This is a genomic window from Microbacterium sp. STN6 (assembly GCF_026410545.1).
Taxonomy (GTDB): Bacteria; Actinomycetota; Actinomycetes; order Actinomycetales; family Microbacteriaceae; genus Root112D2.
Genome location: NZ_JAPMIT010000002.1, coordinates 609,146 through 629,896 on the forward strand (window position 1 = coordinate 609,146; position 20,751 = coordinate 629,896).

The following is a 20,751-nucleotide window of genomic DNA, read 5'->3' on the forward strand; positions in this document are numbered from 1 at the left end:
CGCGCGGCACTCCCTGAGCGGCGCGGATGCCGCCGCTCAGGCGGCCGGGGCAGCCAGCGCGGGCTGCGGGTTGCGGGTGAGCACGATCCACATGACAACCGTGGCCACGAGGCTGAGCACCCCGATTACGGCGATCGCGAGCGGCAGCGTTCCCGTGGCGGAGGTCAAAGCGAGCACGATGAGCGGGGTGATGAACTCGCCGAAGAACAGTGCGGCGGTCCACAGCCCGGTACCTCGGCCGCGCTGCTCATAGCTCAGCCGGGTGATCGCCCAGGTGAGCATGGTGGGCAGCAGGATGCCGGTCCCGAACCCCGCGATCACGGCGCCCACGATCGCGCCCGCGACAGACCCGGTGAAGGCGACCACGAGCATCCCGATACCGGCAAGCACGAATGCCAGTGGCAGCAGAACGCGGACGCCGTGGCGCGCGAGCCAGCGGAACAGGAACGCCCCGATGGCCGTCGCGAGTGACGCCAGCGCCGTGGCGACACCGATGGTGGCCGTCGAGGTCACCCCGAGGCCGTCGAGAACGTACGGCAGCTCGACGATGAGCGTGTAGAACACCAGGCCACCGAAGATCGTCACGCCGGAGGGCAGGAAGAGCGAACTCCACCGGATCGGCTCGAGCTTCTCGGCGGCCTTCTCGCCGCCGTCATCCGACTGCTGAACCGGCCAGATCGCGAAAACCATGGCGACGGCCACGATCAGGCTGGCGGCGTAGAGCCAGAAGGGCGTGCGCCAGCCGGCCGAGCCCATGGCCCCACCGACCGCGAAGAACACGGTGGCGGCCAGGGCCGTCACCATGGCCTGCAGGCCCAGGTACCGATTGCGGCGGTTACCCGAGAAGTAGTCGGCGATGAGCGTCGTGCAGCACGTCATGATGAAGGCCTCGGTGATGCCGACTCCCACGCGGCTGAGCACGATCATGCCGAGCGTCTCGAGCCACAGCGGCATTGTGCCGAGAACGGCGTACGCGAGGAGGGCCCAGATGAGCACCCGCTTGCGGCCGACGCGGTCGACGATGGCCCCGGCGAACGGCGCGAGGATCGCGATCATGAGCGCCGGGATCGTGAGGATCAGCGGAACGAGGGCGTCCGCGCCGGGGGCGGAGGCGAACTGCTTGCTGAGTATCGGCAGGATCGGCGCGAGCAGCACCGCCCCGAGAACGGGCAGACAGCTGCCGATGAGGAGCAGAATGCCCTGAAGCTTTCCCGCGGGCCTGCCCGTCTTCGGGTTGATCGTCGCCTCGTTCAGCACCTGCGGTGCGCCGAGAGTGTCGTTCGTCATTGAACACCTTCCCTGAAATCACGGCGCGGCGTCCTGTTCGTTGCGAGGTCGCCAAGCGGCCTCGACGCCGCGATTGCTGCAACTCTCGCGGCACGCGGCCTATAAGGGAAGCCGGGGTTGCTTATAACCGATATCACGGTGAATGATGATCGCGTCTCAGCGGAATACGCAGGACGCGTGACGGATGCCGGGCGCAGGCTGTCGGTGCTCGTGCGTCACGACCGCCGACAACGAACGGGCCAGGTGCTGCCATGAACGACGCCGTCACGAATGACGCAACCCGATCGTCCCACGACAGGCCAGCGGATGCGCGTGGCGCGGCCCGCCCGCCCCTCGCCCTGCCCGGGCTCGCCGGCAAGACGATCGTGGTGACGGGCGCCGGACGCGGCCAGGGCCTCGCCGAGAGCGCTGTGCTCGCGGCGAGCGGCGCGTCTGTCGTCGCCGCCGATCTCGCGCCGGCGGCGCCGCCGGCCCTGCTCGAGGCGGTCGCCGGTCTTCCCGGCGAACTGATCTATCGCCGTCTCGACGTGACCTCGTCGGCCGACTGGGCTGACCTTGCCGACCGGCTCGCCGCACGGGCCCAGGGAGTGCACGGGCTCGTCAACAACGCGGGCGTCGCGTTTCGCGCCCGGCTCGGCGAGATCGAACGCGCGGACTGGGATCGCGTGATCGGCATCAATCTCACCGGCCCCATGCTCGGCATGCAGGCGCTCGTTCCGCTCATGCACCAGGGCTCATCGATCGTGAACATCGGAAGCGCGGCAGCGCTGACTCCACACCACACGGCGGCGTACACCGCGAGCAAATGGGGGCTGCGCGGGCTGAGCTCAGCTGCCGCGACGGAGTTCGGCGGGCGCGGCATCCGTGTGAACCTCGTGCACCCTGGTTACATCGAGACGCCCATGATGGCCGGCGCGCCCGCCGTGATGGCGCAGGCGCAGCGGGCGCTGACCCCGCTGGAGCGCACGGGCGAGGCGCACGAGGTCGCCGCCGTCGTGGCGTTCCTGCTGTCGGATGCGGCCTCGTATGTGACGGGCGCCGAGATTCCGGTGGACGGCGGGTTCACGTCGTCGATGGGCGTCAAGTACATGTCGGACGCGATCCGGCGGGCCACGGCTGAAGACACGGCTCGCAGCTGAAGACGCGGCTCACCGCTGAAGACGCCACTCGTCGCTGAGGATGCGGCTCACGCGAGCATCGAGTGGCCCGCCGTCGCGAGCATGACCACGGCGACGAGGGCCGAGGTCATGATGAGTCGCATGAGCAGACGCGTCGGCCGAGACGTGAACGTGAGAACGACCCCGAGCACGGTCAGCACCGCGATAGCGGCGAGGCCCGCCCAACGTACCCAGGTGAACCCGTCATCGGGCTGTGCGCTCGTGCCCGCCGTGATGAGCGCGGCGACTCCGGCAAGCGCGACGAACGCCGCCAGCCCCGACACGCGTGCCCCGAGTGCGTGCGGCAGCCCGCGCACGCCCGTCAACCGGTCGTCGTCGAGGTCGGGCAGCACGTTCGTCAGGTGCGCTGCCGCGCCGAGCAGCGCCCCCGCCGCGACGACCCACCACGTCGGCAGCCGGGCGGCAGGCAGCCCGAGCGTCGCGACCGCCGGCAACAGGCCGAAGCAGACCAGGTACGGCGCGATCGAGGCGAGTGTGTTCTTGACGCCCAGGTTGTACACCCAGCCCATGCCGAAGCACACCAGATTGACCGCCGCCGCGGCCGGCCCGAGAAGCAGAGCCAGCAGAGCGGATGCCGCTGCCGCAACCCATGCGGCGGCGCGGATCGTGCTCACCGCGATCGCGCCGGTGGCAGCGGGCTTGTCTGCGCGATGCACCGCCGCGTCACGCGCCGCGTCGAGCCAGTCGTTCGACCAGCCGATCGAGAGCTGGCCCGCCAGCACGACGGCGGCGAGGATCACCAGCCGGCCCGGCCCGTAGCCGAGCCCGATCCCGAGCACGGCGGCGACGGCGGTGACGACCACGGTGGGCCCGGGGTGGCTCGCGCGGAGCAGCGCGGCGAGGTTCAGGCCCATCCGCTCATGGTAGAGGCTCGCGGCAGAGGCTCATGGCAGAGGCTCGCGTTACGCGGCCCTCAACCGCGGTACGCGATCCTCAACCGCGGTACGCGACCCTCAACCGCGGTACGCGACCCTCAACCTCCGACTCGCGCCGCACGCTTCTGCAACACGTGCGCTTCTGCAGGAGGAATCGACCGACACGCGGTTACCCCATGCCTCCGTCACGGCGCGTCGCCCGATTTCTCCTGATAGAGCGCCGCCGAGGTTTCGAAGCGACGAGGCCGACGGCCTAAAGCGACCGTCGCGGCGAGCCGCACCTCGACGCCTGTAAATAAATTGCACGCGCTTGCGCGTTCTTTACGTAGAATGGGCGGCATGTCACGACGACTGGCCGAAGTTGCCCGCAAGGTGGGTGTGAGCGAGGCGACCGTGAGCCGCGTACTCAACGAGAAGCCCGGCGTCTCGGATGCGACGAGGCAGGCGGTTCTCACGGCCCTGGACGTGCTCGGTTACGAGCGCCCCACCAAGCTGCGCGGCGAACGCGCCCGGCTCGTCGGCCTCGTTCTGCCCGAGCTGCACAACCCGATCTTCCCGGCGTTCGCCGAGGTCATCGGCGGCACGCTCGCTCAGAACGGCTACACGCCCGTGCTCTGCACGCAGACGGCCGGCGGCATCTCGGAATCCGACTACGTCGACCTCCTGCTGCAACAGCAGGTCTCCGGCGTCGTCTTCGTCGGCGGCCTCTACGCCCAGGCGGATGCGGCGCACGACCACTACGCGCGCCTGACCGACGTCAACCTCCCCACCGTGCTCGTCAATGCCCCCGTCGCCTCGCTCACGTTCGCCACGGTCTCCTGCGACGACGCCGCCGCCACCGAGCAGGCGATGAACCATCTGCGGCAGCTGGGACACACCCGGATCGGCCTTCTGCTCGGCCCCCGCGACCATGTGCCGTCGCGCCGAAAGCTCGCTGCGGCACGGGCGATCAGCGAGCGCTGGGGCGAGCCGCTCGATGACCGCCGCATCGTGCATTCGCTCTACTCGCTCGAGGCCGGGCAGTCCGCGGCCGCCCGCCTGCTCAAAGAGGGCGTCACGGCCATCGTGTGCGCAAGTGACCCCATGGCGCTCGGCGCGATCCGGGCCGTGCGGCGCGAGGGCATGAGCGTGCCGGGCGACGTGTCGATCGTGGGGTACGACGACTCGGCCCTCATGAACTGCATCGAGCCACCGCTCACGACCGTGCGACAGCCCATCGAGCCCATGGGCCGCATGGTCATTGAGTTGCTTCTGCGCCAGATCTCCAGCGATTCGGCGATCACCGACGAGCTCTTCTTCGAGCCCGAGCTGGTGGTGCGCGCCTCCACGGGGCCGGCCAGGGAGTGAAAGTCGTCGCAATTCTGCGCAAGCCGATTGCGAAAAGTTTAGTTCTTGCATCATTCTGTCGAGTTGGCTACGTTTTCGACAACGACACCGGTGCCGCCTTCCTGAGGGTTTCGGTTCGTTGCCCGCCAGCCACCGAGCACGCTTCATGAGGAGTCGTACTCGCCACACAGAAAAGCGACCCGCCCGTGGACCACTTCGCGACCTCGACCTCGACCGCGACCCCGCAGCTCACCCAGCCGACTGCCCAGCCGACTGCCGGGCCGGCTGCCGAGCCGACTGCCCAGCCGACGGCCGAGCCGACTCCCCAGCCGACGGCCCAGCCGGCGGCATCCGCAGTTCGCTCCATGGTGCCGAACGACGACCCGCTCTGGTGGCGCAGCGCCGTGATCTACCAGGTGTACACGCGCAGCTTCGCCGATGCGAACGGTGACGGCACGGGCGACCTGGCCGGTGTGCGGTCGAGGCTCGGCTACCTGCGCGACCTCGGCGTCGACGCGCTCTGGTTCACCCCGTGGTACGCCTCTCCGCTGGCAGACGGCGGCTACGACGTGAGCGACTACCGCCAGATCCACCCGGCGTTCGGCACGCTTGCCGACGCAGAGGCGCTGATCTCCGAGGCGCTCGCATACGGCATCCGTACCATCATCGACGTGGTGCCGAACCACATCTCCGACCGGCACCCGTGGTTCCAGCAGGCACTGGCCGCCGGACCCGGCTCGCCCGAGCGTGAGCGGTTCTGGTTCCGCCCGGGCGGCGGCGCGAATGGCGAGTCGATGCCGAACAACTGGGTCTCGAACTTCTCGGGCGACACGTGGACGCGCACGACGAACCCCGACGGCACCCCGGGGGAGTGGTACCTGCACCTCTTCGCCCCCGAGCAGCCCGACCTCAACTGGAACCACCCCGATGTGCGTCGCGAGCACGAGGAGATCCTGAAGTTCTGGTTCGACCGAGGCGTGGCCGGCGTGCGCATCGACTCCGCCGCACTTCTCGTGAAGGATGCGGCGCTCCCAGAGGTTCCCGAGAACCCGGGGCCGGGCGAGCATCCGAACACCGACCGTGACGAGCTGCACGACATCTATCGCAGCTGGCGGCGCCTGGCCGACTCGTACCCGGGAACACGCATGCTCGTCGGCGAGATCTGGCTGCCTGACATCGAGAGGTTCGCGAAGTACCTGCGGCCCGACGAGCTGCACACCGCCTTCAACTTCGACTTTCTCGCGCGCCCGTGGGATGCCGCAGAGCTGCGGGCGTCGATCGACGCAACCCTCGCCGCGCACGCGCCCGTCGGGGCGCCTTCGACCTGGGTGCTCTCGAACCACGATGTGACCAGGCCCGTCACGCGGTACGGCCGCGCGGACAGCTCGTTCGCGTTCGCCACCAAGCGTGCGGGCACGCCGACGAACCTCGAGACCGGCCGGCGTCGCGCCCGGGCCGCCGCACTTCTGACGGCCGCGCTGCCCGGCAGCCTCTACATCTACCAGGGCGACGAGCTCGGCCTCCCCGAGGTCGAGAACCTGCCCGCCGAGCTTCTGCAGGACCCGATGCACTTCCGCTCGGGTGGCGTTGACCCCGGCAGAGACGGATGCCGCGTGCCGCTGCCGTGGCGAGGCACGACGCCGCCCTTCGGCTTCAGCCCCGCGGGCGCGAGCGCCGCACCCTGGCTGCCGCAGCCGGCCGAGTGGGCCGCGTTGAGCGTGCAGGCGCAGCAGAGCGACCCGTCGTCGATGCTCTGGCTGTACCGCGAGGCGCTTCGGGTGCGCCGGCAGCAGCCGGGTCTCGGCGACGGGCCGCTCGCGTGGATCAGCGGGCCAGACGGCGTGCTGGCCTTCGCCCGCGGCACCGCGTTCGTCAACGTCACCAACCTCTCGGAGCGCGACGTCGCCCTGCCAGAACACCTGAGCATCCTGCTCAGCAGCGCCCCGCTGCACGACGGGATGCTTCCCCCCGACTCCACGGTCTGGCTCCGCACCCAGCATGAGCCTCCGGAGAACGCGCCACGACACTGACGCGGCACGAGTACTGCATCACATTCCGAAAGAGACACCGAAAGGAACACGACAATGAAGTCCCTGAATTCCCGAAGCACACGGCGCAAGGCCGTCGCTCTCGCCGTCGCCGTGGCGGCTGGCACCGCCATGCTGAGCGGGTGCTCATCGAGCGACGCCGGCACAGCGGATGGCAAGGTCAACCTCGTGGTCGCCCCCGTGCTGCCCGGCGCGACCGCAGACGCCCTGACGGCGCTGGCCGACCGCGTGAAGCAGTTCGAGAAGCAGAACCCCGACATCAACGTGAAGGCCATCGAGTACCAGTGGACGGGCACGACGTTCGCCGCCGAGCTGGCCGGTGGCACGCTTCCCGATGTCTTCAACGTGCCGTTCACCGATTCGAAGACGCTCGCCAACAAGGGCCAGCTCGCCGACATCACGGCCGACTTCAAGAAGACAGCGTCGGCTGACAAGTGGAACAAGGCGGTGCTCGACGTGGCCACCGGTGACGACGGCAAGATCTACGGCATCCCCTGGGGGCCGTACGCCATGGCGCTCTCGTACAACCGCGAGCTGTTCACCAAGGCCGGCCTCGACCCGGACAAGCCGCCGACGACGCTCGACGAGATCGAAGCGGCGGCCACGACCATCTCGCAGAAGCTGCCCGGTGTGGCGGGGTATATGCAGATGACGAACGGCAACAACGGCGGCTGGGAGCTGACGACGAACACGTACGCCCTCGGCGGTCGCATGGAGAAGGTCGCCTCTGATGGAAAGGTGACGGTCACCGCCGACAACGCGCAGACCAAGCAGGCGCTGCAATGGCTGCACAAGCTGCGCTGGGATGACAACGTGATGGGCAGCAACTTCCTGTGGGACTGGAGCGGCATCAACCAGGGATTCGCCTCGGGCAAGATCGCCATGTACATGAGCGGTTCCGACGTGATCGGCTCGCTCATGCAGGCCAACGGGTTCGACCAGTCGAAGTACGGTGTCACCACCTTCCCTGTTGACTCCTCGAACGCGAAGGCCGGAATCCTTTCTGGCGGCAACGTCGACGTCGTCAACGTCAAGGACACGCCGGAACAGATCGCGGCGGCCGTGAAGTGGATCGACTTCTATCGCACCCAGCCGACCGAGGACAAGGCAGCGGCCATCAAGAACGCGAAGACGCTGAAGGCCGGAAACCAGGCCGTGAACGCGCCGACCCTGCCGGTCTTCGACAAGGCCACCTGGGAGCAGAACCAGGGCTGGGTCAAGCCGTACGCCAACATTCCCGCAGGCAACATCAAGCCGTTCACCGATGGAATCTGGGACCAGAAGATCGTGCCTGAGCCCTCGCGGCATACACAGGACCTGTACGGTGCCCTCGACTCCGTGGTGCAGGCGGTGCTGACAGATAGGAACGCCGATGTCGACAGCCTGCTGAAGGGCGTCAACACGAAGATCCAGGCACTCATCGACGCCGACCAGAAGTAGCCGCATGCGACCATGGGTCGCCGGGGTGCGTTTCCCGGCGGCCCACGGTTGCGGCTCCAACGAAAGGTGACGTTCCATGTCCGCCTCGACGAGCAGCCTCGCTGCACCGGCGTCCCCGCCTTCCCCCGCGCACACCGCGCCGCCCGACCAGCGGGCACGCCGCCGTCACAACCCGATCACGTGGGTGCAGCGCGGCGGCCTCACCACGCTGCTGTTCATGCTGCCGATGCTCATCATCTTCGGCGTGTTCTCGTGGTCGCCGATCGTGCAGTCCGTGATCATGAGTTTCCAGAAGACGAACCTCGTCACGGCCCCCACGTTCGTGGGCTGGGACAACTTCGCGGCTGTCTTCCATGACCCCCTCTTTTACACCGCCATCCGCAATACCGGGTACTTCGCGCTGCTCGCCATGCTTTTCGGCTACCCGATCCCCCTCGTGGCCGCCGTCATCATGAGCGAGGTGCGGCGCATGAAGGGCCTGTACAGCGTGCTCGCGTACCTGCCGGTGGTGATCCCGCCGGTCGTGTCGGTTCTGCTCTGGAAGATCTTCTACGACGCGAGCGGCGGCGGCGTCTTCAACACGATCCTGGGCTGGGTGGGCATCCCGCCTCAGCCCTGGATTCAGGATGCCGCGACGGCGATGCCGTCGCTCGTACTGCAGGCCACCTGGGCGGGGGCGGGCAGCACGATCATCATCTACCTGGCGGCGCTCACGGGCGTCTCGCCCGAACTCTACGACGCTGCCGAGGTCGACGGCGCGGGGATCTGGAAGAAGATCTGGCACGTCACGATGCCGCAGCTGCGCGGCATCCTCTTCATCACGCTCATTCTGCAGGTGATCGCGACCGCGCAGGTGTTCCTTCAGCCCTACCTTTTCACCTCGGGCGGGCCCGTGAACTCGACGACGACCATTCTGCTTCTCATCTACCAGTACGCGTTCACCAACAGCCTGGGCGGCGCGTACGGGCAAGCGACGGCGCTGAGCCTGATGCTCGCGGTGTTCCTTGCGATCCTGTCGCTCGCCTATTTCCGCCTCACCGCCCGTTGGAGCGACAAATGACCACCACGCTGCCCACGCACGAACCGCCGGTCGCCGAGGCCCCGCCGGCGCCCGTCGAACCCTCCCGGCGGCGCCGTCGCCGAGACCGCGGCACGGCGGAAGCCGACCGCGGCATCCTGACCGGCGCAGACTGGCGCAGGCCACGGGTGCGCGTCACAGCCGGCACCCTGCACATCGTGATGCTGGTCGTGCTGCTCGCGGTGGGGCTGCTGCCCCTGCTGTGGCTCATGAAGTCGGCGATCACGCCCACGCAGGACACGCTGACGAACCCCATGGGGCTGTTCCCGCACGGTTTCGCCTTCTCGAACCTCGCCAAAGCGTGGAACGACGTTCACATCGGCGACTTTTTCTTCAACACCATCGCCATGGCGGCGGGTGAGTGGGCCGTACAGCTGATCGTCGCGACCACAGGCGGCTTCGCCCTGTCGGTGCTGCGACCCAAGTACGGCAGGATCGTCAGCGGCCTCGTGCTCGCGACGCTGTTCGTGCCCGCCGTGGTGCTGCTCGTGCCGCTCTACCTCACGATCCTGCACCCGCCACTCATCGGCCACTCGCTGATCAACACGTTCTGGGCGGTGTGGCTGCCTGCCGGTGCGAGCGCGTTCAACGTGGTGCTCGTCATGCGCTTCTTCGACAACCTGCCGCGTGAGGTCTTCGAGGCCGCGCGCACCGATGGGGCAGGTACCTTCCGGCTGTTCTTCTCCATCGTGCTGCCCATGTCGAAGCCCATCATCGGTGTCGTGTCGGTCTTCGCCATCAACGCCGCGTGGGCGGACTTCCTGTGGCCGAACCTCGTGCTCGCCGACATTCGCGTGCAGCCGCTGTCGGTGCGGCTGCCGCAGATCCAGTCGTCGACCGATCTCGGCGTGTATCTCGCAGCGCTGGCCATAGCCACGCTCATTCCGGTGGTGATCTTCCTCATCTTCCAGCGCACGTTCCTGCGCGGCGGCGGCCTCGGCGGCGCCGTGAAGGGGTAGGCACGGCCAGCAGAGCGGATGCCGGCGGCTCGTGCTAGTCGCCGACGATCTCCTCGCGCACCCGGCGCAGGTCCTCCATGAGCGAGCCGATCAGGATCCAGTGCGTCGAGCGCGGCGGCCCGATGCTCAGCGGCGCGGTCAGGGCGGGCAGCTCGGCGGTGGTCGCGGGCGGCTCGTCGCCTTCCCGTGCGTCGCCGCGCCTGCCCGAGCGGCCGGCCGCCCGTTCCGTCTCTTTCGCGAGCAGCCGCAGGTCGTGCGCCGCGCGCCCCAGCTCGCTCGCGATCCCGCCTACGGCCGGCTCGTCCAGCAGCGACACGTCGTAGTGGTCGTGCAGCGCCCTGGTCATGCCGAGCGCGCGCGTCACGAGCGGCCCGAGCCGCACAAACAGCGCCCGGTCGGCCTCGATCAGGTCGCGCACGCGCGAGCGCCGGGGATTCAGTCGCAGGCTCTCCTCGCCCTGGGTGAGCGCGGCATCCGCTTTGGCCTGCATGGGGCGAAGCAGCCGGGCCGTGAGCAGCATCTCTTCGAGCTGGGCGTTTGTGCGAGGGGTCGAGAGCGTCTCGGCGAGACGGTCGAGGGTCGCCGCGATCTCGTCGGCCAGCCGCGTGACGGCCTGATGGGCGGGCGCGAGCAGCACGGGCGGCACGATCGCCACGTTGACGATCACCCCGATGAGGGCGCCGATGACGGTTTCGATGATGCGGTCGAACGCGTAGTTGGGCGTGGCGGCGCCGATCGAGAGAACTAGCATGGCGCTGATCGGCACCTGGTTGGCACTGCCCGGAGTGAGTTTGAGCGCCCAGCCGACGAAGATCGCGACGACGATGGCGGCCAGCACGATCCAGGACTGCTGACCGAACACGAGGCCGACGCCGTAGGCCACGAGAACGCCCACGATCACGCCCAGGGAACGCTCAACGGCCTTGCCGAACGACTGGTTCACGCTCGGCTGCACGACGAGAAGCGCGGCGATGGTGGCGAAGATGGGCAGCTGCCCCGGCAGCAGCACGAGGCAGATGAGCCAGGCGGCAACGGTCGCGATGGCGACCTTCACGACCTGGATGATCGGCACTCTGCGCGCACTGCGCACGGTGGTCGTCAGCCGCATTGTTCCAGCGTAACGATTCGCCCGCCGCCGCCGCCGCGGCCGCCGCCGCTGCTGCCGTTACCGCCGCCGCTGCTGCTGCCGCTGTTACTGCCGCCGCTCAGCTGAGCAGCCCGAGCTCGACGAGCTGGTCGCTCAGCCCCGCGCCGTCAGGTGCGAAGACCCAGGGAACCGCGCCGGTGTCCTCGCGATCCTCGGGCTTCGAGCGGCCACCGGCCAACACGGCTTCGCCTGCGGAGAGCTGGCGGATGGCGACCGCCGCCACGTTGTCCGGGTGTTCGCGCGCGAACTCGCCGTAGATCCGCTCGTCGTGCTGACCGTCGTCGCCGACGAGCAGCCAGTTCACGTGGGGGAACTCGTTCGCGAGCCGGGCGAGCGCGGTGCGCTTGTGGTCGACGCCGCTGCGGAAGAGCCGGTCGTGCGTCGGCCCCCAGTCGGTCAACAGCAGCGGACCGCCGGGGTACAGGTTGCGCGAGAGGAACCGGGTGAGGGCGGGTGCGACGTTCCAGGCGCCGGTCGAGACGTAAAAGACCGGTGTGCCCGGATGCTCGGCCGCGAGCCGCTCGAGCAGAACCGCCATCCCGGGCGTCGGCACGCGCGCGTGCTCGTCGAGCACGAACGTGTTCCACGCGGCGAGCAGGGGCCGGGGGAGTGCCGTGACCATGACGGTGTCGTCGACGTCGGAGATGAGCCCGAAGCGCGCCTCAGGATCGACCACGAAGACGGGTGCCTGCCACGAGCGGGACGACTCGCCGCTCGACAGGCGGGCGGTGTGCCAGCCGTGCTCGAGCTGCACGGGGATCACGGCGTCGATGACGCCGCCGCGGTCCGGATGCACGGTGTGCACGGTGCCGCCGAGCTCGACCCGAACATCCGCATCGTTCACGGGCACGCTGAAGAAGCTGCGCCAGCCTCGCACGCTCTCGCCACGCTTCGCCTTGCGCCGCGCGGCTCTGCTGCCGGGCTTCGGCTGCTTGACCAGCAGTACTCGTCCGAGCACGCGCACCCAGGTGGTCGAGCCGTACCCGGTGTACGGCACGACCGTCGTGACGTCGCCGCGCTTGCGTGCCCGTCGGGCCAGGAAGACGTGGACTGCGTCTTCGATGCGGGCCGCGCGATGCACCACGGGAGCCGAACGCGCGCTCGGGTCGGTGGATTCGGCCATTGACTCAGTCTGTCACGGACACGGCAGCAGGGCGTGCCGGGTGGCCGGCGCGGAGGATTCGTCAATTAATACTGAGGATTACTTAACGCCACGCCGAAGCTGCCGACAGTAATGAGGGAACCTCCGAATATGATCCGAGCAGCGGCCGATGACTGTCCGCAGGCCTCGGGTCCCCCATTCGGGACGTAGAGTGGAACAGCGTTTCAAAAGGAGTAGCCCCGTGCCGAAGAACAAGACCGCCGCTGCCGAGCAGACGTCTGCGGCCCCCCTGGTCAGGACTGAACCGATCCAGGAGCGCAGTGCGGCGCGCATCGACGCGCTTCTCGACGCGGCTGCGGCCGTCGTCGATGAGATCGGTTTCGACCGGCTCACGACCGCCATGGTCGCCGACCGCGCCGAGGCGTCGATCGGTACCGTTTACCGGTACTTCCCCGACCGCATCGTGCTGCTGCAAGCCCTGCGCGATCGCGCCATCGAGCGGTACCGGCAGGCGATCGTGGAGCGAGTGACGGGCGAGACGCCGGAGACATGGGTCGAGGCGGTTGGCAGCGCCATCGACGCGTTCGTCGGCATGTTCCGCACCGAGCCCGGCTTCCGCATCATCCGGTTCGCCGACGCGGAGCGTGGCCCCGTCAACCGCGACGAGCCGCCCCGGGTCGGCTTCTTCGCACTGCGCTTCGCGGATATCCTCGCCGCCGAATACACGCTGCCAGACGACGAGGCCCTGACGTTCCACCTCGAGATCGTCGTCGAGCTCGTGGACGCGCTCATCAACCGCGCGTTCCTCATCGACATGGCGGGAGACGAGCGGTTCATCGCCGAAGCCCGCACGGTCGTACGCGAGTACCTTGAGACCCGGTACCCCGCCGCCGCGTAGCGATTCGCACCGAATTCTGCTTGGCTGGTGTTCCACGCCGCCCCACACGGAATGAGCCGAGCAGATGATCGAGTTCCGATCGGTGACCAAACAGTTCCCCGACGGCACCGTGGCCGTCGACGACTTCAGTCTGATCATCCCGTCGCATAAGACGACGGTGCTCGTCGGCTCCTCGGGCAGCGGCAAGACCACGATCCTGCGCATGATCAACCGCATGATCGACCCCACGCACGGCTCAATCCTCATCGACGACCGCGACGTCGCGGGCCTGAACCCCGTGGCGCTGCGGCGCAGCATCGGGTACGTCATGCAGAACTCGGGCCTGCTGCCGCACCGCACGGTGGCGCAGAACATCGCGACGGTGCCACGGCTGCGGGGCGTTCGCCGCGCATCCGCTCGCTCTCAGGCTCTCGAGCTCATGCAGACGGTCGGGCTCGATGCCGAGCTCGCCGACCGCTACCCGAGCCAGCTCTCCGGCGGCCAGCAGCAGCGTGTCGGCGTGGCGCGCGGGCTCGCCGTCGACCCCAACATTCTGCTCATGGACGAACCGTTCGGCGCCGTCGACCCGCTCGTGCGCGCGGAGCTGCAGCACGAGCTGCTGCGGCTGCAGGGCGAGCTCGGCAAGACGGTGGTGTTCGTCACGCACGACGTGGACGAGGCGCTTCTGCTCGGCGACCAGATCGTGATCTTCCGCCGCGGGGGCGTCGTCGCTCAGAAGGGCACGCCGGCCGAGATCCTGGCGTCGCCCGCCGACGAGTTCGTCGCGAGCTTCGTGGGCGCCGACCGCGGCAAGCGCGCGCTGCACGTCGAGCACACGCGCGGCGGTGACATCGTGGTCGACTCCGACGGCAACGCCGCCGGGGTGCTCGCGGACGAGAACGCGGCGTCGTGAGCTGGTTCATCGCGAACCTGGGCCTCATCTGGCAGCTCACGCTCGATCACATCGCGCTGAGCGTGCCGCCCATCGTGCTGGGGTTCGCGCTGTCACTGCCGATCGGGTGGCTCGCGAACCGCCGCCGCCTCGCGCGCGGCGGCATCCTCTCGGTCGGTGGAATTCTCTACGCCATACCGTCGCTTCCGCTGTTCGTGCTGATGCCGGCGCTCATCGGCACCAAGATCCTTGACCCCGTCAACGTGGTGATCGCGCTCACGATCTACGCGCTCGCGCTCATGGTGAGAACGAGTGCGGATGCGCTCGCCTCCGTCGACCGCGACGTGCTGCAGTCCTCGACCGCCGTCGGGTACTCGGCGTGGCAGCGCTTCTGGGCCGTGGAACTGCCGCTCGCGGGCGGACCGCTGCTGGCCGGCCTGCGTGTCGTGTCGGTCAGCACGGTGAGTCTCGTGAGCGTGGGCGCGGTCGTGGGCGTGAACAGTCTGGGTTACCTGTTTCTTGACGGGTTCAATCGGTACTTCCCCGAGGAGATTCTCGTTGGCATCATTGGCAGCGTGATTATCGCGCTCGTGTTCGACGGGATTCTGGTGCTCATCGGGCGCCTGCTGATGCCGTGGACCGCGCGCACGACGCCACGGTGGAGCCGGGGCCGGGCCGTGTCAGCATTGGCGCACGGCGCATGAGTTCGTTCATCGCAGCCTTCGGCTGGATCTTCGACCCCGCGCACAACGTGGGGCCGGATGGAATCCCCGCGCGCCTCGGCGAGCACATGCTGTACACGCTGCTCACACTCGTGATCGCCGCGGCCGTCGCGGTGCCGATCGGGTTCCTGATCGGGCACACGGGGCGGGGGCGCGGACTTGCCGTGCAGATCTCGGGCGGCCTGCGCTCACTGCCCACTCTCGGCCTCGTGATCCTGCTCGCCCTGCTGCTCGGCATCGGCCTGATCGGCCCGCTCATCGCGCTCGTCGTGATCGCGATACCGCCGCTGCTGGCGGGCGCGTACGCCGGCGTGGAGTCCGTGGATCGGGCGACGGTCGATGCTGCGCGCGCGGTGGGCATGACCGAGTGGCAGATCCTGTGGAAAGTCGAGGTGCCGATCGGCCTTCCGCTCATCGTCGGCGGCCTGCGCTCGGCGGCGCTTCAGGCGATCGCGACCTGGACCGTCGCCGCGTACATTCCCCTCGGTGGTCTCGGCCGGTACCTCTACGACGCGCTGCCCCTGCGCGACTATCCGCAGATGCTGGCAGGCGCGATCCTCGTGATCGCTCTCGCCCTCGTCGTCGACGGACTGTTCGCCATCGTTCAGCGCCTCGTAACGCCGCGCGGGGTCAGCGAGGGGCGGGTGTCCGAGGTGCATGACACGATGCGTTCGGCCAGTGGCCGAGGCGCGGTGCTCGCCGACTGACACACTCAGAAACATGTGAATAAAGTGCGAGGCAACGCCGTTATCCCATCACGCACGACCACGCAGCATGAAACAGCACTGCCCAACCGGTAAGCGACCAGGAGAGTGAGAGAAGACATGACCGCACGAAGAAGAGGCCTGCTCGCGGCGGCCGGAGTCGTCGCCGCAGCGGCACTGACGTTGACCGCGTGCTCCTCAGGCAACCCGCTCGACAGCTCGAGCAAGGGCGCCTCCAACGGCTCGTCCGGCTCGTCCACCGTCATCGTCGGCTCTGCGGCGTTCCCCGAGAACGAGATCATCGCCGAGGTGTACGCGCAGGCCCTTCAGGCCGCGGGGGTGAAGGTCAAGACGCAACTGAGCATCGGGCAGCGAGACGTGTACCTCGCCGCGCTGAAAGACGGCTCGATCGACCTGATTCCCGAGTACTCGGGCAACCTCATGCAGTACTACGACGCCGACTCGAGTGCCCAGACCAGCGACGACGTGTACGCCGCGCTCAACGACGCGCTGCCGAAGGGCTTCGAGGTTCTCGACCAGGCCAAGGCGCAGGACCGCGACTCGTACAACGTCACCAAGGAGTTCTCCGAGAAGTACGGCGTCACAAGCCTCGCCGACCTGAAGAAGGTCGACATCCCGCTCACCGTCGGCGCCAACGCCGAATTCAAGACCAGGCCGTACGGCATCCCCGGGCTCAAGAAGGTCTACGGCGTCGACGCGACGCTCAAGCCCATCAGCGACAGCGGTGGCCCCATCACGGTCGGTGCCCTGGAAGACGGAACGGTGCAGCTCGCCGACATCTTCACCACGACGCCGTCGATCAAGCAGTTCGTCACGCTGAAAGACCCCGAGCACCTGATCATCGCCCAGAATGTCGTGCCCCTCATCAACTCGAAGAAGGCGAGTGAGAAGGTGCGCACGGTGCTGAACAAGGTGCAGGCGAAGCTCACCACCGACGACCTCATCTCGTTCAACGAGAAGAGCAGCGGCGACGCGAAGGAATCGTCGGCGGACATCGCCAAGCAGTGGCTGAGCGCCAAGGGTCTCGACTGACACTCTCGGCGGCATTCGACTGGGTGGAGCCGGCCCGGCTCTTCCCAGCGCTGTTCCCCGCAGACGAGAACGCCGTGTGGCTCGAAGCCGGGGTGGGCGACGCCGCGGGGCAGACCTGGTTCGGCACGGCCTCGGCGTCGTCGTGGGCCGTGACCGCCCGGGCGCTCGAACGCCAAGTGCGAGTGAGCCGCCCCGACGGCGGTGCTGCGTTCGAGCGGCCGGGCGGCATCCTTGAAACCCTTCGTGGGCTCGCGGGGCCGCCGTCGACAGCGGCGGGTGACGTGCACCTCGGCTGGGCGGGCTGGCTGGGTTACGAGGTCGGCGCGGTCCTGACCGGTGCGCCCGTGGCTGAGACACGGGGGCCGGATGCCGCGCTGCTGCTCGTCGACCGCGCCGTCGTGTTCGACCACAACACGAGGGTGGTGACGGCCGTCGCCGGCGAGCGAGCGAGCCCGGACGCGTGGTTCGCTGCGGTGGCCGCCGCCGTCGAGGCCTCGAGGGGAGGGGGCGGGCGGGCCGCGCCGGCCGCTTCGGCCGCTCCCGAGCCGATCCACCCGGCTCAGAACACCGGCGTCTCCCGGCCGGTCTCGTCCGTGCGCTGGCGGCACGACGATGCCGCGTACGTGGGGCTCATCGCCCAGTGCCAGGAAGCCATCCGCCGTGGCGACGCTTACCAACTGTGCCTCACCAACCAGGCGCACGTGGCCGGGCGCTTCGACCCGCTTGAGGTGTGGAACGCCCTCAGGCGCACGAGCCCGACCGGCAGCGGCGCTCTCATCAGAATCGACGGAATCAGCCTCGTCAGCGCCTCGCCCGAGCGGTTCCTCACCGTATCGGCGAGCGGCCACGTGAGCACGCGGCCGATCAAGGGAACGCGCCCGCGTGGCGGCACCGCCGAGCGGGATGCCCAGCTTCGCTCCGAGCTGCTCGCCAGCGCCAAGGAGCGCGCCGAGAACATCATGATCGTCGATCTCATGCGCAACGACCTGAGCCGCGTGTGCGAGCCGGGCTCGGTCACGGTCACGCAGGCGCTCGACGTCGAGACATACGCCCAGGTGCACCAGCTCGTCAGCACGATCGAGGGGCAGCTCGCCGCTGGCGCAGACGCATACGACGCAGTCGCGGCGTGCCTGCCCGCGGCCTCGATGACTGGCGCGCCCCGGCTCGCCGCCATGCGCCTGCTGCACGAGCTCGAGCGGGGCTCGCGCGGCGCATACGCCGGATGCTTCGGCCGATTCGGCCTCGACGGCAGCGCCGCGCTCGGCGTCGTCATTCGAACCATCGTGCTCGAGGAGGGCGGCGCGTCCGTCGGCACGGGCGGCGGCATCACGGCGCTCTCCGTGCCCGACGAGGAGGTGCGGGAGATGCAGCTGAAGGCCGAGGCGCTGCTGGCCGTGCTCGAATCCGCCTCCCACCTGCCGAATGGGTAATCTTGTCTCTTGGGCGCTTCGCCCGCTTCTTCCTCCTTCACGAATGAGAGTCACGTGACGAACGAGCACGACACCGGCCGGTCTGACGAGGCGCGCTACGACTTCCGCGCCATCCAGGAGAAGTGGCTGCCGGTGTGGGAGCAGCTGAAGCCGTTCGCCACGAACGACGTGCCGGCCGATCGCCCGCGCAAGTACGTGCTCGACATGTTCCCGTATCCATCGGGCGACCTGCACATGGGGCACGCCGAGGCCTACGCTCTCGGCGATGTCATTGCGCGCTTCTGGCGCCAGCAGGGCTTCTCCGTGCTGCACCCGATCGGCTGGGACGCATTCGGCCTGCCGGCAGAGAACGCCGCGATCAAGCGCGGCCTCGACCCCCGCGGCTGGACCTACGACAACATCGCCCAGCAGAAGGCGAGCATGCGCCGCTACGCGCCGAGCTTCGACTGGGATCGCGTCATCCAGACCTGTGACCCTGAGTACTACCGCTGGAACCAGTGGCTGTTCCTGAAGCTGTATGAGAAGGGGCTCGCTTACCGTAAGGCGAGCCTGGTCAACTGGTGTCCGTTCGATCAGACGGTGCTGGCGAACGAGCAGGTCGTCGGCGGTCGCTGCGAGCGCTGCGACAACCTCGTCACCAAGAAGAAGCTGACGCAGTGGTACTTCCGCATCACGGAGTACGCCGACCGCCTGCTCGATGACCTCGCCGGGCTCGAGGCGACGTGGCCGTCCAAGGTCATCAGCATGCAGCGCAACTGGATCGGCCGCTCGACGGGCGCCGACGTCGACTTCCGCATCGAGGGGCGCGAGCAGCCCGTCTCCGTCTACACGACCCGGCCAGACACGCTCTACGGCGCGACGTTCATGGTGGTCGCCCCCGACGCCGACCTTGCCGCCGAGCTGGTCGAGGGCTCCTCCGCCGAGGTGCGCGAGCGCTTCGACGCGTACCTTGAACGCGTGCGCGGCACGACCGAGATGGACCGCCTCAGCACCGAGCGCGAGAAGACGGGCGTCTTCCTCGAGCGATACGCCATCAACCCCGTCAACGGTGAGAGACTGCCCATCTGGGCCGCAGACTACGTGCTTGCCGACTACGGCCACGGCGCCATCATGGCGGTGCCCGCCCACGACCAGCGCGACCTCGACTTCGCGCGTGCGTTCGGTCTGCCCGTGCGCGTTGTGGTCGAGACGAGCAGTGGTGCGGATGCGGATGGCGTCTCCCGCGACCCGCAGGCGACCGGCGAGGCGCTTGCCGGCGACGGCGTGCTGGTCAACTCGGGCGAGTTCGACGGGCTGAGCAAGGCCGAGGCGATCCAGAGCGTCACGGCCAGACTGCGTGAGCAGGGCCTGGGCGAGCCCGCCACCAATTTCCGGCTGCGTGACTGGCTCATCTCACGCCAGCGCTACTGGGGTACGCCCATCCCGATCATTCATTGCCCTGCGTGCGGCGAGGTTCCCGTTCCTGAAGACCAGTTGCCGGTCGAGTTGCCGTCGGCCGAGGGGCTCGACCTGCAGCCGAAGGGCACCAGCCCGCTCGGCGCCGCCGAGGAGTGGGTGAACGTGTCGTGCCCGTCATGCGGGGGAGACGCCAAGCGCGATACCGACACCATGGACACGTTCGTCGACAGCTCGTGGTACTTCCTGCGGTTCCTCTCGCCGCACGATGACACACAGGCGTTCGACCCCGCCGAGGCGAAGAAGTGGGCGCCCGTCGACCAGTACGTCGGCGGCGTCACGCACGCGATCCTGCACCTGCTGTACGCGCGGTTCGTCACGAAGGTGCTGAACGATCTCGGGTATATCGACTTCGGCGAACCGTTCACCGCGCTGCTCAACCAGGGCATGGTGCTCATGGACGGCTCCGCCATGAGCAAGTCACGCGGCAATCTCGTGCGGCTGTCGGATCAGCTCGACGAGCACGGCGTCGACGCGGTGCGCCTGACGATGGCGTTCGCCGGGCCGCCCGAAGACGACATCGACTGGGCAGACGTGTCTCCCGCCGGCAGCGCCAAGTTCCTCGCGCGCGCCTGGCGCGTCGGCGACGACGTCACGAGCGCACCCGACGTCGACCGGACCACGGGAGACGCCGCCCTGCGACGCGTCACGCATCATTTTCTGGCGGATGCCCCTTCGCTGGTCGAGGCGTTCAAATTCAACGTGGTCGTCGCCCGGCTCATGGAACTCGTGAACGCGACCCGCAAGGCCATCGACACCGGCGCGGGCGCGGCAGATCCGGCCGTCCGTGAGGCCGCCGAGACGATCGCCCTGGCCCTCAACCTCTTCGCCCCGTACACGGCGGAGGACATGTGGCAGCGCCTCGGCTACGAGCCGTCGGTCGCGCTCGCGCAGTGGCCTGCGCCGGATGCGTCGCTGCTCGTGGAGCAGTCGGTCACCTCGATCATCCAGGTCGACGGCAAGGTGCGCGACCGCCTCGAGGTGTCCCCGCGCATCGACGCGGAAGAGCTTGAGGCGCTCGCCCGCGCATCCCAGGCGGTGCAGCGCACGGTCGCGGATCGCGAGATCGTGAACGTCATCGTGCGGGCGCCGCGCGTGGTGAACATCGCCACCCGGCCGCGGGCGTGAGAGGGGCCGCTCTCCTGCACGCCGGCACCCGCCGGGGGCTTCTCCCCACC

The 20,751-nt window shown here is 68.6% G+C and carries 17 protein-coding genes; 13 read left to right on the forward strand and 4 right to left on the reverse strand.

Annotated features, from left to right (window positions below; translation table 11 throughout):
* Positions 1-36: 36 nt before the first annotated feature.
* Complete coding sequence (locus OSC27_RS08285) at positions 37-1,287, reverse strand: MFS transporter (RefSeq protein ID WP_267180963.1); 1,251 nt, start codon at positions 1,285-1,287, stop codon at positions 37-39.
* 251 nt (positions 1,288-1,538) lie between these two features.
* Between OSC27_RS08285 and OSC27_RS08290 the strand changes: the two genes are divergently transcribed.
* Positions 1,539-2,426: an SDR family NAD(P)-dependent oxidoreductase gene (locus tag OSC27_RS08290; RefSeq protein WP_267180964.1), complete on the forward strand. Its 888-nt coding sequence runs from the start codon at positions 1,539-1,541 to the stop codon at positions 2,424-2,426.
* Positions 2,427-2,473: 47 nt separating this feature from the next.
* Here OSC27_RS08290 and OSC27_RS08295 read toward each other — a convergent pair whose 3' ends face one another.
* On the reverse strand, positions 2,474-3,319 hold the full coding sequence (locus OSC27_RS08295) for a UbiA family prenyltransferase (RefSeq protein ID WP_267180965.1): 846 nt from the start codon (positions 3,317-3,319) through the stop codon (positions 2,474-2,476).
* Positions 3,320-3,679: 360 nt separating this feature from the next.
* Between OSC27_RS08295 and OSC27_RS08300 the strand changes: the two genes are divergently transcribed.
* The 5 genes from OSC27_RS08300 to OSC27_RS08320 all read left to right on the forward strand — a co-directional run bounded on the left by OSC27_RS08300 (position 3,680) and on the right by OSC27_RS08320 (position 10,191).
* Positions 3,680-4,687: a LacI family DNA-binding transcriptional regulator gene (locus OSC27_RS08300; protein WP_267180966.1), complete on the forward strand. Its 1,008-nt coding sequence runs from the start codon at positions 3,680-3,682 to the stop codon at positions 4,685-4,687.
* A 344-nt stretch (positions 4,688-5,031) separates the two neighbouring features.
* A complete protein-coding gene (locus OSC27_RS08305; RefSeq protein WP_416348839.1) occupies positions 5,032-6,696 on the forward strand; it encodes an alpha-amylase family glycosyl hydrolase in 1,665 nt (554 codons plus the stop codon).
* Positions 6,697-6,750: 54 nt separating this feature from the next.
* Entirely contained in the window at positions 6,751-8,154 is a 1,404-nt protein-coding gene (locus OSC27_RS08310; protein ID WP_267180968.1) for an ABC transporter substrate-binding protein, read from the forward strand.
* Positions 8,155-8,230: 76 nt separating this feature from the next.
* Complete coding sequence (locus OSC27_RS08315; RefSeq protein WP_267180969.1) at positions 8,231-9,214, forward strand: carbohydrate ABC transporter permease; 984 nt, start codon at positions 8,231-8,233, stop codon at positions 9,212-9,214.
* Complete coding sequence (locus tag OSC27_RS08320; RefSeq protein WP_267180970.1) at positions 9,211-10,191, forward strand: carbohydrate ABC transporter permease; 981 nt, start codon at positions 9,211-9,213, stop codon at positions 10,189-10,191. The genes OSC27_RS08315 and OSC27_RS08320 overlap by 4 nt, the downstream gene beginning before the upstream one ends.
* Before the next feature lie 34 nt (positions 10,192-10,225).
* On the opposite strand, the gene OSC27_RS08325 is transcribed toward OSC27_RS08320, so the two are convergent.
* Both OSC27_RS08325 and OSC27_RS08330 read right to left on the reverse strand, forming a co-directional pair.
* Positions 10,226-11,299, reverse strand: a complete 1,074-nt coding sequence (locus OSC27_RS08325) for an FUSC family protein (RefSeq protein WP_267180971.1) — start codon at positions 11,297-11,299, stop codon at positions 10,226-10,228.
* A 97-nt stretch (positions 11,300-11,396) separates the two neighbouring features.
* Positions 11,397-12,461 carry an App1 family protein gene (locus OSC27_RS08330; RefSeq protein ID WP_267180972.1) on the reverse strand — a complete coding sequence of 355 codons (1,065 nt, stop codon included), beginning with the start codon at positions 12,459-12,461 and terminating at the stop codon, positions 11,397-11,399.
* A 220-nt stretch (positions 12,462-12,681) separates the two neighbouring features.
* Here OSC27_RS08330 and OSC27_RS08335 point away from each other — a divergent pair, with 220 nt between their 5' ends.
* The 7 genes from OSC27_RS08335 to leuS all read left to right on the forward strand — a co-directional run bounded on the left by OSC27_RS08335 (position 12,682) and on the right by leuS (position 20,701).
* Positions 12,682-13,338, forward strand: coding sequence for a TetR/AcrR family transcriptional regulator (locus OSC27_RS08335; RefSeq protein WP_267180973.1), 657 nt, complete (start codon positions 12,682-12,684; stop codon positions 13,336-13,338).
* Between the two features lie 64 nt (positions 13,339-13,402).
* Positions 13,403-14,230 carry an ABC transporter ATP-binding protein gene (locus OSC27_RS08340; RefSeq protein ID WP_267180974.1) on the forward strand — a complete coding sequence of 276 codons (828 nt, stop codon included), beginning with the start codon at positions 13,403-13,405 and terminating at the stop codon, positions 14,228-14,230.
* Positions 14,227-14,913 carry an ABC transporter permease gene (locus OSC27_RS08345; protein WP_267180975.1) on the forward strand — a complete coding sequence of 229 codons (687 nt, stop codon included), beginning with the start codon at positions 14,227-14,229 and terminating at the stop codon, positions 14,911-14,913. Before OSC27_RS08340 ends, OSC27_RS08345 begins: the two co-directional genes overlap by 4 nt.
* On the forward strand, positions 14,910-15,638 hold the full coding sequence (locus tag OSC27_RS08350; RefSeq protein WP_267180976.1) for an ABC transporter permease: 729 nt from the start codon (positions 14,910-14,912) through the stop codon (positions 15,636-15,638). The genes OSC27_RS08345 and OSC27_RS08350 overlap by 4 nt, the downstream gene beginning before the upstream one ends.
* Positions 15,639-15,755: 117 nt before the next feature.
* The gene (locus tag OSC27_RS08355) at positions 15,756-16,688 is read left to right on the forward strand and encodes an ABC transporter substrate-binding protein (protein WP_267180977.1); all 933 of its coding nucleotides are present in this window, start codon (positions 15,756-15,758) and stop codon (positions 16,686-16,688) included.
* A complete protein-coding gene (locus OSC27_RS08360) occupies positions 16,661-18,118 on the forward strand; it encodes an anthranilate synthase component I family protein (RefSeq protein ID WP_267180978.1) in 1,458 nt (485 codons plus the stop codon). The genes OSC27_RS08355 and OSC27_RS08360 overlap by 28 nt, the downstream gene beginning before the upstream one ends.
* A 54-nt stretch (positions 18,119-18,172) precedes the next feature.
* On the forward strand, positions 18,173-20,701 hold the full coding sequence (gene leuS / locus OSC27_RS08365; RefSeq protein WP_267180979.1) for a leucine--tRNA ligase: 2,529 nt from the start codon (positions 18,173-18,175) through the stop codon (positions 20,699-20,701).
* The last annotated feature ends 50 nt before the right edge of the window (positions 20,702-20,751 follow it).